Origin of the sequence: Bacteroides caecigallinarum (assembly GCF_021530995.1) — a bacterium.
GTDB lineage: Bacteria > Bacteroidota > Bacteroidia > Bacteroidales > Bacteroidaceae > Phocaeicola > Phocaeicola faecigallinarum.
This window is the reverse complement of record NZ_JADYTF010000107.1, coordinates 1-12,269: the sequence shown is the minus strand read 5'-3', so window position 1 is coordinate 12,269 and position 12,269 is coordinate 1. Positions and strand designations below refer to the sequence as shown.

Sequence of the window (12,269 nt, the reverse complement as noted above, 5' to 3'; positions counted from 1 at the left end):
CCGTAAATGTTACATATGTTTTGCTGCATGTTACATTTAAATAATTGCAGTTATATCTATGTATTTATACAGGCTTACTAGGATATAAAATCCAACTTAAAAATCAACAACAGGTAAAGCCATATTTTTTATGTAATCTGATATAAAAGATACTTTCTTTAAAACAAACTAACCTTTTCAGGATTGATCATCACAATTATTTTACTACTTTTGCCAATAAATAAATTTATAAAATGGCACAAAACTCACGTCAAATACAGTCGCAGGCTCAACAACAAGTACAAACGCTTTCACCGCAACAAGTGTTGCTGGTCAAACTTTTGGAACTGCCAACAGTAGAATTGGAGGAAAGAGTACATGCAGAGATTCTTGACAATCCGGCATTAGAAGAAGGCAGAGACCCATCGGAAATAGCAGAGGACCAGGCTAACGAATATCCGACAGATCCTGATGCTGACCCTGACACCAATTACAACGAAGATGTTTCACTAGGCGATTATAGAACTGAAGATGATATTCCAGACTATAAATTGCAGGAGAATAACCGTTCTAAAGGAGAGACTCCTGAAGAAATCCCTTTGTCGGACAATGTTTCATTCTACGAGACTCTAAAGGAGCAGTTAGACATGCAGGAGCTTACCGACGAACAAAAGATGTTGGGTGAATACATTATTGGTTCGTTAGACGATGACGGACTTCTGAGAAAAACAACAGAATCCATAATGGACGAACTTGCCATATATCAGGGAATATATACCTCAGAAAAAGAACTGGAACACATAATCTCCATCATACAAGATTTCGACCCTGCCGGTATTGGTGCCAGAAATCTACAGGAATGTCTTCTTCTTCAGATTAAAAGAAAAGAAGACTCACCGCTGAAAAAAATCGAATATGATATAATAGACCAGTTCTGTGATGAGTTTACAAAGAAGAATAAGGAGAAAATAATCCAGAAACTTAATATCACAGAAGAAGAATATAATGCAGCTGTGGCTGAACTGGTAAAACTGAATCCCAGACCGGGAAGCTCAATGGGAGAAGCCATGGGAAAAAATCTGCATCACATTATACCTGACTTTATCGTAGAGACAGAAGATGACGGAAACATAATATTGAGCCTGAACAACAGAAATGTTCCAGAACTAAGGCTTAGCCGTACTTTTACCGACATGCTGGAAGAACAGACAAAGAACAAGGCCAACCAGTCAAAAGAGGCAAAAGACGCATTCATGTTCCTGAAACAGAAAGTTGATGCGGCACAAGGATTCATCAATGCCGTAAAACAAAGACAGAACACTCTGCTCAGCGCTATGCAGGCCATTATTGACCTGCAACGTCCGTTCTTTACTGATGGAGACGAGACATTGCTCAAACCTATGATTCTGAAGGATGTGGCTGAAAGAGCCAAACTTGATATATCTACGGTATCAAGAGTAAGCAACAGTAAATATGTTCAGACCAACTTCGGTATATTCCCTCTGAAGTTTTTCTTCAGCGACGGATATACCACAGAGAGCGGTGAAGAACTTTCGGTAAGAGAAATAAAAAGAATCCTTAAAGAACTGGTTGATGGCGAAAACAAGGAAAAACCTCTCACCGATGACGAACTTGCAGACGCCCTTAAAGAAAAAGGATACCCGATAGCCAGACGTACTGTAGCCAAATATCGAACACAACTGAATATTCCGGTAGCTAGATTAAGAAGGTAAATCATGGAAGAGAACAATATTCCTAACGAACTTACATATCACGAGTCGGTTCCCCTGACAGCAGAAGAAAGGAGAGATCCTCTATATATGGCATCGTACATAGTATCGGCCATATTCACTCCTTTCATGGTTCCGTTCGTGGCATTTCTATTGATATTTGTGTTCACATATCTCAATATTATGCCATTGTCATACAAGTTGTCCATACTTGGCCTGGTATATTGCTTTACTATCCTTTTTCCGATGCTGGGCATATACATTTTCCAGAAAATAAACGGCTGGGGAATTAAGGAACTGGGGAATAGGGAAAACAGATTCATACCTTACGGACTAACTATACTGAGCTATTTGGGGGGACTTTTAACAATGTATCGTATACACACACCAAGATATATGAGTGGTATCATTCTAGCAGTACTTATATGTATGGTGCTGTGTACTCTTGTCAATCTCAAACTTAAGGTGAGCACACATGCTGCAAGTAGCGGAATGATGGTTGGAGGACTGCTTTCATACAGTTTTCTCTTCCAATTTAATCCAGTGTGGTGGCTTGCGGGATTTATTTTATTGGCTGGAATGTTATGCACAGCACGTATTATTGTACGACAACATACATTAACTGAGGTATTCGGAGGATTTCTGCTCGGATTATTTTGCGGTGTCACAGGAATTTTGTTTATTTGAAAAGATATACTAACCTTGTAAATTTTAAAACCATGAATTTTCCAACTAATGTAAAGTACACAAACGAACACGAATGGATTCGTTTCGAAGGAGAGGAAGCATACGTAGGTATAACAGATTATGCACAGACACAGCTCGGTGACATTGTTTTCGTAGATGTTCCTACTGAAGGAGAGACACTTGAAAAAGGCGAAACTTTCGGAAGTATTGAAGTAGTAAAAACTGTTTCCGATTTGTTCCTGCCCGTTGGAGGAGAAATACTTGAAGTAAATCCGGCACTTGAAGAAAACCCAGAACTCGTGAATAAAGATCCTTACGGTGAAGGATGGATTATAAAAATCAAACCGACAGACGCTTCTGAAGCAGATGATCTGCTTGATGCCGAAGCCTACAAACAACTTATAAACGAATAGTCAAAAACTCAAAAACAAACAAATATAAACTATAAGAAGAAAAAGAATGAAACCAATAGTAAGTATCATCATGGGTAGTACTTCTGACCTACCGGTTATGGAAAAGGCTGCCAAACTGCTTGACGAAATGCAGGTTCCTTTCGAGATTAACGCACTTTCAGCACATCGTACACCAGCTGAAGTTGAAGCATATGCTAAAGGTGCTGCCGACAGAGGACTGAAAGTAATAATAGCTGCTGCCGGTATGGCTGCCGCACTTCCTGGAGTTATTGCTGCCAACACTACACTTCCTGTTATCGGAGTACCTATTAAAGGCTCTGTACTCGACGGTGTTGACGCTTTATATTCTATCATCCAAATGCCTCCAGGAATACCTGTAGCAACAGTAGCCATCAACGGAGCAATGAACGCTGCAATCCTGGCAGTACAGATGATAGCACTATCTGACGAGGAATTGGCTAAGAAGTTTGCCGCTTACAAGGAAGGACTGAAAAACAAAATTGTAAAGGCTAACGAAGAACTGAAAGAAGTTAAATACGCATACAAGACTAATTAAATGGATTACTTCAACTATTCACGCCGAAAGGCAAACGAAGTATATGTTGGCGCCACTCCTATGGGTGGCGCTAATCCTATACGTATACAGAGCATGACCAACACCGTAACGATGGATACAGAGGCTTGTGTAGAACAGGCCAAACGTATTATCGATGCCGGTGGAGAGTATGTACGCCTCACCACTCAAGGTGTGCGCGAGGCTGAAAACATGAAGAATATTAACATCGGACTGCGATCGCAAGGTTACAACACCCCTCTCGTAGCAGATGTACACTTCAATCCTAATGTGGCAGATGTGGCTGCACTTTATGCCGAAAAGGTACGCATCAACCCGGGTAATTATGTTGACCCTGCCCGTACTTTCAAGAATCTGGAATATACTGACGAGGAATATGCACAGGAAATACAAAAGATCCGCGAGCGTTTCATCAAATTTCTGAATATCTGCAAGGAAAATCACACTGCAATCCGCATCGGAGTAAACCACGGCTCACTGTCGGACCGTATCATGTCACGCTATGGTGATACTCCTGAAGGTATGGTAGAATCATGCATGGAGTTTCTTCGTATCTGTGTAGAAGAGAATTTCAGCAATGTAGTAATCTCCATCAAGGCTTCCAACACTGTTGTCATGGTCAAGACCGTAAGACTGCTTGCAGAGCAGATGGAAAAAGAAGGCATGGCATTCCCTCTCCATCTTGGAGTGACTGAAGCCGGTGATGGGGAAGATGGACGTATCAAGTCTGCTCTCGGAATAGGTGCACTCCTTGCCGACGGACTTGGCGACACAATACGCGTATCGCTCAGTGAAGCTCCTGAAGCTGAAATTCCTGTAGCACGCAAACTGGTGGACTATATCATCAAACGCGAAAACCATCCTTATATCCCTGGAGCCGAAGCGGACGATTTCTGCTACACCAACCCATCGAGACGCAAGACAACTGCCGTAGGCAATATCGGTGGCGACAACCTACCAGTTGTAGTTTCAGTACGTCTGAACGGAAATATGGACATGAACGAACAGTTCAAGCCTGATTACGTATATTGCGGACAGACCTTGCCTGTAAACAGGAGAAAGGACACAGGCTATATTGTTGACGCAAACGTATGGAATGGTGAAGAAGGAACTTATCCGGCATTCAACACCCAACAGATTATCGGTCTGCACCAAATCCAATCGGACATCAAATTCCTGTTTACCACATATATGGGCCTCAACGAAGAGGTTACAGCATGTCTGCGTCTGCATCCGGAAGTTGTAATTATAGCTCAGAGCAATCATCCTAACCGCCTGGGTGAATACCGTGGCCTTGTTCATCAGCTCACAAAGCAGGGACTGAACAATCCAGTAATATTCTTCCAGATGTATGAGGAAAGTTCTGTAGAGGATTTGCAGATAAAATCGGCAGCCGACATGGGAGCATTAATATTCGACGGACTGACTGACGGTATCCTGCTTTACAACAACTCCTCGGCTATAACAGATACAAAACTCGACGAAACGGCATTTGGAATCCTCCAGGCCGGCAGAGTACGTACCTCAAAAACCGAATACATATCTTGTCCGGGATGTGGAAGAACTCTTTACGATCTTGAATCAACAATAGCCCGTATCAAAGCTGCTACTTCACATCTTAAAGGTCTGAAAATAGGAATTATGGGATGCATAGTAAATGGTCCGGGCGAGATGGCTGATGCCGACTATGGTTATGTAGGGGCCGGACGCGGCAAAATCAGTCTGTACAAGCGTAAGGAATGTATAGAAAAGAATATTCCTGAAGAACAGGCAGTAGAAAAACTGATAGAACTGATAAAGGCTAACGGAGATTTTCACGAAAAATAGTCAAACATACATATATGATAAAAGCCTGCCAATAAAATTTTAGCAGGCTTTTATCATATATACTAAAATGCAATTTCTTAATCTTTTTCCTGCGAAAATGCAGCATTTTCCGCTTCAGCAATTATCTTCTCCTCATCCCTATATTTTTCTTCCATAGGGCTGAAATCCTGATTTTCAATATTGGAAGTTGTATCTTGGTTTTCGTTCAAGACAACTTGCTGTTCTACATTTTCCCTTTCATGCTTGGCATTGAATATTGCATCTATAAAGATAGAATCCTTCTTTATCATATTCATAGTGGCATGTGCGGCCTCCTGCTGCGATTCCTTCTTTGAATATCCTTTACCGCTACCTCCAGGAATACCTTCAACCATTATCTGTGTTTCAAAAATAGGATTCTGATGTTCATCCAAAGTCTGACCTATCAGTTTGAACTCTATCTCAAATTTATTCTTCTGGCTCCACTCTATCAGCTTTGACTTGAAATTCACCTCTTTGCGGGAAATCTTGTCAATATTGATATACTGGCCTATGATACGTTCCTCCATGAATTTCTTGCATGCTCTGTATCCACGGTCAAGATAAATGGCTCCGATCAACGCTTCGAAAGCATTACCGCTCATGTAGCTGTTATGCGAAGACTGTTTGGAAGAATATTTGATAAGTTTATCCAATCCGATATTTATAGCAATATTGTTCAAGGTTTCTCTCTGTACAATTTTTGAACGCGTATTAGTAAGAAAACCTTCCCTTTTTCCTTCGAACTTTTTATATACAATGTCTGCCACCACAGCATCCAATATCGCATCTCCTAAAAACTCAAGCCTTTCATTGTTAATCAACCTGCCTTGGGTTTTTACAGACGAGGATTTATGCAGCAAAGCTTGTTTGTATATTTCAATGTTACGAGGATAAAATCCCAATATTCTATAAAAACGAAAATAAGGCTCCTTTTCCTTTCGGAAAAGAAGTCTTATTCTATCTGTAATATTTGCTAACACAGTTTATTCAGTGTATTTTTTAACGATTACACATGCATTGTGACCACCAAAACCAAATGTGTTGCTAAGTGCAGCACGTACTGTACGCTTTTGTGCAGTATTGAATGTGAAGTTCAGGTTGTAGTCGATATTTTCATCGTTATCACCCTCTTCGTGGTTGATTGTTGGAGGTACAATGTCATTCTTAACAGACAAAACACTTGCAATAGCTTCTACACCACCTGTTGCACCAAGTAAGTGACCAGTCATAGACTTAGTAGAACTAATGTTTAGTTTGTAAGCATGTTCACCGAAAACTTCCTTAATAGCCTTAACCTCTGAAACATCTCCCACAGGAGTTGATGTTCCGTGAACATTGATGTAGTCAATATCTTCCGGTTTCATTTCTGCATCTTCCAATGCATTCAGCATAACCAATTTCGCACCAAGGCCTTCGGGATGTGACGCAGTAAGATGATGTGCATCAGCAGAAGCTCCGACACCTGCAAGTTCTGCATAAATCTTAGCTCCACGAGCTTTTGCATGTTCCAATTCTTCAAGAACCAGAATACCTGCACCTTCACCCATTACGAATCCGTCACGGCTTGCACTAAACGGACGTGAAGCACGGGTAGGATCATCATTACGTGTTGAAAGAGCATGCATTGCATTGAAACCTCCTACACCAGCTGCAAAAATTGCTGCTTCAGCACCACCTGTCACTATGATATTAGCTTTGCCTAAGCGGATATAATTGAAAGCATCGGCAATTGCATTTGATGATGAAGCACATGCTGAAGTTGTAGTGAAGTTAGGTCCATGGAAACCATACATGATTGAGATTTGTCCAGATGCAATATCGGCAATCATTTTCGGTATAAAGAATGGACTGAATTTAGGTCCGATAGTATCTTTTGTCTGTTCATATCCGCCTACTTCCTCTTCGAAAGTACGGATACCGCCGATACCGACACCTAAAATAACACCAACCTTGTTCAAATCTTCTTTTTCGACATCAATAGCAGCATCTGTCACAGCTTCTTTTGCTGCAGCAACTGCATACTGAGTATAGAGGTCCATTTTACGAGCCTCTTTACGGTCGATATAATCTGCTACATTGAAGTTTTTAACTTCACATGCAAACTGAGTCTTAAACTTTGAAGCATCAAAGTGAGTAATAGGTCCTGCCCCACTCACTCCGTTGATAAGGTTATTCCAGAATTCAGGAACAGTGTTACCAAGTGGAGTCAATGCGCCAAGACCTGTTACTACTACTCTCTTTAATTCCATAAATTAGAGAATTAATTATTTGTTTGATTCGATGTAAGAGATAGCGTCACCTACAGTCTGGATCTTTTCTGCCTGATCGTCTGGAATAGAGATACCGAATTCTTTTTCGAATTCCATGATCAACTCAACTGTATCCAAAGAGTCAGCGCCAAGATCGTTAGTGAAGCTAGCTGTTGGAACAACTTCTGATTCTTCTACACCCAATTTATCAACGATAATTTTCTGTACTTTTGATGCAATTTCAGACATAATTCTAATTTTTTAAGTTTATAAAATTGTTTTTTGATTAAATATTCGCTGCAAAGGAATAAATATTTCTTGTTTTCACCAAATATTCAGTGAAATAAATGCACTTTTCTGCACAAAAACATACACTTTGTGCAGAAAAGTAACATATAAAACTTGAAAAAACTGTTTTTTTATTCTTTTCGAAGCTTATAATTACCCCTTATTTTTTCGAAATCCTCCGGATGAGACAATAGCACGCTGTAATCATTTTTCGGATTGTAGCATGAAAGAATATCATCTTTATTATCAATAATATTTTCTTCTCTCAAGTCTTCGTCCAAAGACAAATTTATATCCACATCAAGATGAAAAAACTCGCATAAAGACTTTAAAGTCATAATTGTAGCATTAAGCTTTCCTTCAGATGAATACCCTGCGATATGAGGTGTACCTACGTATACTTTGTGAAGTAAATCCAAATTTATATGTGGTTCATTCTCCCAGACATCAATAATTGCTTCAGATACTCTCTTTTCATTTATCGCATCAAGTATGGCAGAAGTGTCAACCACTTCACCTCTGGAAGTATTTATTACAACAGGCTTTTTCCGAAGAGAAGCAAAAAAGTCCTTATCCGCCAAATGAAAAGTTTTATATTTTCCTTCTTTTATCAAAGGTGTGTGAAAAGTTATAACATCGCATTCAGCGGCTATTGTGTCCAAATCTACAAACCCACTTTCCCCGTTATCCTTCCTGGGCGGGTCATTCAGCATAATCTTCATACCAAGTTTTTTTGCCAGCGACATTATCCTGGAACCGACGTGACCTACGCCTATTATTCCCATACATACATTCTCAAGTTTTAGTCCTTTCTCTTCTTTCAACAGAGTAAGAACAGCATGTACATATTGTTCAACAGCACCGGCATTGCATCCCGGACAATTTTTCCAGACTATTCCGGCTTTATTACAAAACTCTGTATCAATATGATCGAAGCCTATTGTAGCAGTTCCTATGAATTTGACACTACTACCTTCCAGAAGTTGCCTGTCACATCTTGTCCTTGTCCTCGTTATAAGCGCATCGGCATCCTTTACGGTTTCTGAATTTATTTCATTTCCTGACATATACACCACATTATCCGTAATCTTTGCCAAAGTTTCTCTTATATAAGGAATTTTATTGTCAACAACTATTTTCATCTTTTACCCCTAATTATACCTATAATGCCTGCATGTCATTCAGCCTTTTATAGTAACCATTTTTCTGAAGCAATTCTTCATGCTTTCCGCTTTCAACTATTCTACCTTCGTATAAAACATATATTGTATTTGCATTCTTTATAGTAGAAAGTCTGTGTGCTATGGCAATGGTAGTGCGTGTCTTCATCAGTCTTTCCAAAGCCTCCTGTACCAGTCTTTCACTTTCAGTGTCAAGTGCAGAGGTAGCCTCATCCAAAATCAGTATTGGAGGATTTTTCAGAATAGCTCTTGCTATTGATATTCTCTGACGTTGTCCTCCGGAAAGACGACATCCTCTGTCACCGATATTAGTATTATATCCTTCCTCTGTTTCCATTATGAAATCGTGCGCATTCGCTATTTTAGCAGCTTCAATTACCTGCTCCATTGTAGCATTTTCCACACCAAAAGTGATATTGTTGAAGAATGAATCGTTAAACAAAATAGCTTCCTGATTTACATTTCCTATTAGTGAACGCAAATCCCTTACAGACAAATCCTTCACATCTACACCATCTATTCTTACCTGTCCCTTCTGTACATCATGGAATCGAGGTATCAAGTCCACCAGAGTAGATTTACCAGAACCGCTTTGTCCTACCAGTGCTATAGTCTCTCCTTTTTTTATTTTCAGATTTATTTCATGCAATATTTCATTCTCGCCATAGCTGAAAGATATATTATCGAATGTAATATCGCTTTTTAGTTCATTTATGTGTATCGGGTTTTCTTTCTCTACAATATTGTTTTTTGCATTCAGGATTTTATCAACTCTTTCCATTGAAGCCAATCCTTTCGGGATATTATAGCCAGCCTTTGAAAACTCTTTCAACGGATTTATCACACTGTAAAGTATAACCATATAGAATATGAAAGTAGGTGCATCTATCGAAGATTTATCTCCTAATATAAGTGATCCACCAAACCATAAAACTATGACTATTAGTATAGTACCCAGGAATTCACTCATAGGATGAGCCAATGCCTGACGGGTTGCAACCTTGTTTGTCGCCTGTCTGAACTCATTGCTGCATTTATTGAAACGGTTTATCATTTTTTCTTCTGCCACAAATGCCTTTATGATTCTCAGTCCTCCAAGAGTTTCTTCAAGCTGCGACATGGTTTCGCTCCATTTGTCCTGTGCTTCCAGAGACTGTCTTTTCAGTTTTCTACCAACTTGTCCCATAACCCATCCCATAGTAGGCAAGACCAACAGAGTAAACACAGTCAGTTGCCAGCTGGTTATGAAAAGTGTAGTAAAGTATGAGATTATCAATATCGGGTTTTTCAGAAGCATATCCAAAGAGCTAGTTATAGAATTCTCTATTTCAGAAACGTCACCACTCATTCTGGCAATTATATCCCCTTTTCTCTCCGACGAGAAGAAGTTTAATGGCAGATACATTATTTTAGAATAGACCAATGTCCTTATATCGCGCACAACTCCTGTTCGCAATGGAATCATGACAGCCGATGAGCCGAAATAACATGCAGTCTTCAACATAGTCATTCCCGCCAAAAACAAACCTAGCCACAATAACGTATTTGATGGACCATATATTTCTATAAGATGAGATACATAATAATAGAAGTTGTTCACGGCAACATCTTTCAATGGAGCACTTCCCCACTCCATAAATGTATATACCTTATTTCCTCCATCAGTCTTGAACAATATATTCAGTATAGGAATCAATAGAGAAAACGAGAACACATTAAATATAGCCGACAAGATATTGAGTATTACAGCCCAGGCTACAAATCGTTTATAAGGTGAAACAAATCGTTTAAGTAAATTGAAAAATTCTTTCATCAGGAGATAAATTCTTTATTATTAACCTATTAATCTTTATTTTCTTCATCTTTAAACCATGATGCATACATCAGATATCCGTTTGCAATTTTCTGGTTTAACTCCTTACTCTGTTCAGGATCCACTTTTTTTATGAATTTAGCCGGGACTCCTCCCCAAAGTGTGTGTGGCTCTATTACAGTATTAGCCAAAACCAGAGCTCCTGCTGCAACTATAGCCCCTTCACCCACTACAGCATGATCCAAAAGTGTAGAACCCATACCTATAAGAGCATTATCCTTTACACAAGCTCCATGCAATGTAACATTGTGTCCGATTGATACATCATTACCTATTTCAACAACAGATTTTTCATACAGAGTATGCAATACAGTACCATCTTGGATATTCACCCTATCACCTATACGAATAGAATTCACATCGCCCCTTAATACAGTATTGAACCATACACTACAGTCATCTCCCATTACCACATCACCTATTATTGTAGCATTATCTGCAAGGTAACAGTTTTTACCCATTTTAGGTTTATATCCTCTTACTGATTTTATTAGTGCCATATCTTTTTTTTAATGTAAAAATATCTTGTGGCACAAAAGTACTAATTAATTCTTTTATCTACAGATTGTACCCATTTATTTTCAACCAAATATATACATCTTTATCTATTTGTATTATATACGACTTTTATTATTAAATATTTTAAAAATATAAACGATATTTTTGTCAAGACGAAAAAATATTCATATCTTTGCAACGAAGTTAATGAGAATAATTGTTCATTTGTTTTACATATTAAGAAACCCGTATCTACTTAATTGTTTTTTTGACTCAGAGTTTAAGTAAAAATTTTCTATTCTAAGAAAAAAATCACATTCACTTGTTTTTCATTCATTCTAAAAAACGTTGCCTGCAGATGGGCAGCGTTTTTTATTTAGTAAATATCGGGCTTATTATTTAGTCTGAGTATATCCTTCAGCTTTAAGAAGTTCTATTATTCTCTGTTTGAATTCTCCCTGGATAATTATTTCACCATCTTTAGAAGAACCACCAACTCCACATTTAGTTTTTAAAAGCCTTCCAAGTTCTTTAAGATCATCATCAGTTCCAACAAAACCTGTCACCAAAGTAACCGTTTTACCACCACGCCCTTTTTTCTCTATCGAAACCCTAAGTTTTTGATTATTTTTCCCAATAGTCTCAATTTTATCACTCTCATTTGTCTGATAATTGAATTCCGGATTTGTAGAATAAACAATATTCAGCTTTTCTTTCCAATCATTACTTTTCATTTTCCATTGATATTTAAATTCAATCAAAGATATAAACTTTTTCTTTATCTATGTGTGCGTTTCCAAATAAATAGACTAATTTTGCAAGTAACGTGCGACAAGAAGTCGTACAAGTAATTGTTCAGCATGATGTCTGAACCTGTTGTTCCGTCAACAGTAGCCTAAAGAGGCGTGCTTTACGAGTAATTGTTTGGTGCGAAGCCCTCTTGACAATA

The 12,269-nt window shown here is 38.7% G+C and carries 12 protein-coding genes; 5 read left to right on the top strand and 7 right to left on the bottom strand.

Features of this window, described 5'->3' with window-relative positions:
• Nucleotides 1-233 precede the first annotated feature (233 nt).
• From rpoN to I6E24_RS12995, 5 genes are all read left to right on the top strand, one after another.
• Nucleotides 234-1,712 carry an RNA polymerase factor sigma-54 gene (gene rpoN, locus I6E24_RS13015; protein ID WP_235328966.1) on the top strand — a complete coding sequence of 493 codons (1,479 nt, stop codon included), beginning with the start codon at nucleotides 234-236 and terminating at the stop codon, nucleotides 1,710-1,712.
• Between the two features lie 87 nt (nucleotides 1,713-1,799).
• Complete coding sequence (locus I6E24_RS13010) at nucleotides 1,800-2,396, top strand: phosphatase PAP2 family protein (protein ID WP_394800405.1); 597 nt, start codon at nucleotides 1,800-1,802, stop codon at nucleotides 2,394-2,396.
• Between the two features lie 32 nt (nucleotides 2,397-2,428).
• The gene (gcvH, locus tag I6E24_RS13005) at nucleotides 2,429-2,809 is read left to right on the top strand and encodes a glycine cleavage system protein GcvH (protein ID WP_235328964.1); all 381 of its coding nucleotides are present in this window, start codon (nucleotides 2,429-2,431) and stop codon (nucleotides 2,807-2,809) included.
• Between the two features lie 46 nt (nucleotides 2,810-2,855).
• A complete protein-coding gene (gene purE / locus I6E24_RS13000; RefSeq protein ID WP_235328963.1) occupies nucleotides 2,856-3,365 on the top strand; it encodes a 5-(carboxyamino)imidazole ribonucleotide mutase in 510 nt (169 codons plus the stop codon).
• A complete protein-coding gene (locus I6E24_RS12995; RefSeq protein WP_235328962.1) occupies nucleotides 3,366-5,210 on the top strand; it encodes a 4-hydroxy-3-methylbut-2-en-1-yl diphosphate synthase in 1,845 nt (614 codons plus the stop codon).
• Between the two features lie 77 nt (nucleotides 5,211-5,287).
• On the opposite strand, the gene rnc is transcribed toward I6E24_RS12995, so the two are convergent.
• From rnc to I6E24_RS12960, 7 genes are all read right to left on the bottom strand, one after another.
• Nucleotides 5,288-6,211 carry a ribonuclease III gene (rnc, locus tag I6E24_RS12990; protein ID WP_235328961.1) on the bottom strand — a complete coding sequence of 308 codons (924 nt, stop codon included), beginning with the start codon at nucleotides 6,209-6,211 and terminating at the stop codon, nucleotides 5,288-5,290.
• Between the two features lie 3 nt (nucleotides 6,212-6,214).
• A complete protein-coding gene (gene fabF, locus I6E24_RS12985) occupies nucleotides 6,215-7,480 on the bottom strand; it encodes a beta-ketoacyl-ACP synthase II (protein ID WP_235328960.1) in 1,266 nt (421 codons plus the stop codon).
• A 15-nt stretch (nucleotides 7,481-7,495) separates the two neighbouring features.
• Nucleotides 7,496-7,729, bottom strand: a complete 234-nt coding sequence (locus I6E24_RS12980; protein WP_154043091.1) for an acyl carrier protein — start codon at nucleotides 7,727-7,729, stop codon at nucleotides 7,496-7,498.
• 170 nt (nucleotides 7,730-7,899) lie between these two features.
• Complete coding sequence (gene pdxB, locus I6E24_RS12975) at nucleotides 7,900-8,910, bottom strand: 4-phosphoerythronate dehydrogenase PdxB (RefSeq protein ID WP_235328959.1); 1,011 nt, start codon at nucleotides 8,908-8,910, stop codon at nucleotides 7,900-7,902.
• A gap of 19 nt (nucleotides 8,911-8,929) precedes the next feature.
• Nucleotides 8,930-10,762 (bottom strand): ABC transporter ATP-binding protein, encoded by a 1,833-nt coding sequence (locus tag I6E24_RS12970; RefSeq protein ID WP_235328958.1) that lies wholly within the window; start codon nucleotides 10,760-10,762, stop codon nucleotides 8,930-8,932.
• A gap of 29 nt (nucleotides 10,763-10,791) precedes the next feature.
• Nucleotides 10,792-11,322, bottom strand: coding sequence for a gamma carbonic anhydrase family protein (locus I6E24_RS12965; RefSeq protein ID WP_235328957.1), 531 nt, complete (start codon nucleotides 11,320-11,322; stop codon nucleotides 10,792-10,794).
• Between the two features lie 393 nt (nucleotides 11,323-11,715).
• Nucleotides 11,716-12,054 carry a translation initiation factor gene (locus I6E24_RS12960; RefSeq protein WP_235328956.1) on the bottom strand — a complete coding sequence of 113 codons (339 nt, stop codon included), beginning with the start codon at nucleotides 12,052-12,054 and terminating at the stop codon, nucleotides 11,716-11,718.
• Nucleotides 12,055-12,269 lie beyond the last annotated feature (215 nt).

Excerpts from the sequence above, each read along its gene's own strand:
- I6E24_RS12980 (WP_154043091.1), bottom strand. The coding sequence starts at position 7,729 with ATGTCTGAAATTGCATCAAAAGTACAGAAAATTATCGTTGATAAATTG.
- I6E24_RS12960 (WP_235328956.1), bottom strand. The coding sequence starts at position 12,054 with ATGAAAAGTAATGATTGGAAAGAAAAGCTGAATATTGTTTATTCTACA.
- pdxB (WP_235328959.1), bottom strand. The coding sequence starts at position 8,910 with ATGAAAATAGTTGTTGACAATAAAATTCCTTATATAAGAGAAACTTTG.
- gcvH (WP_235328964.1), top strand. The coding sequence starts at position 2,429 with ATGAATTTTCCAACTAATGTAAAGTACACAAACGAACACGAATGGATT.
- I6E24_RS13010 (WP_394800405.1), top strand. The coding sequence starts at position 1,800 with ATGGCATCGTACATAGTATCGGCCATATTCACTCCTTTCATGGTTCCG.
- I6E24_RS12970 (WP_235328958.1), bottom strand. The coding sequence starts at position 10,762 with ATGAAAGAATTTTTCAATTTACTTAAACGATTTGTTTCACCTTATAAA.
- I6E24_RS12965 (WP_235328957.1), bottom strand. The coding sequence starts at position 11,322 with ATGGCACTAATAAAATCAGTAAGAGGATATAAACCTAAAATGGGTAAA.
- rpoN (WP_235328966.1), top strand. The coding sequence starts at position 234 with ATGGCACAAAACTCACGTCAAATACAGTCGCAGGCTCAACAACAAGTA.
- I6E24_RS12995 (WP_235328962.1), top strand. The coding sequence starts at position 3,366 with ATGGATTACTTCAACTATTCACGCCGAAAGGCAAACGAAGTATATGTT.
- fabF (WP_235328960.1), bottom strand. The coding sequence starts at position 7,480 with ATGGAATTAAAGAGAGTAGTAGTAACAGGTCTTGGCGCATTGACTCCA.
- purE (WP_235328963.1), top strand. The coding sequence starts at position 2,856 with ATGAAACCAATAGTAAGTATCATCATGGGTAGTACTTCTGACCTACCG.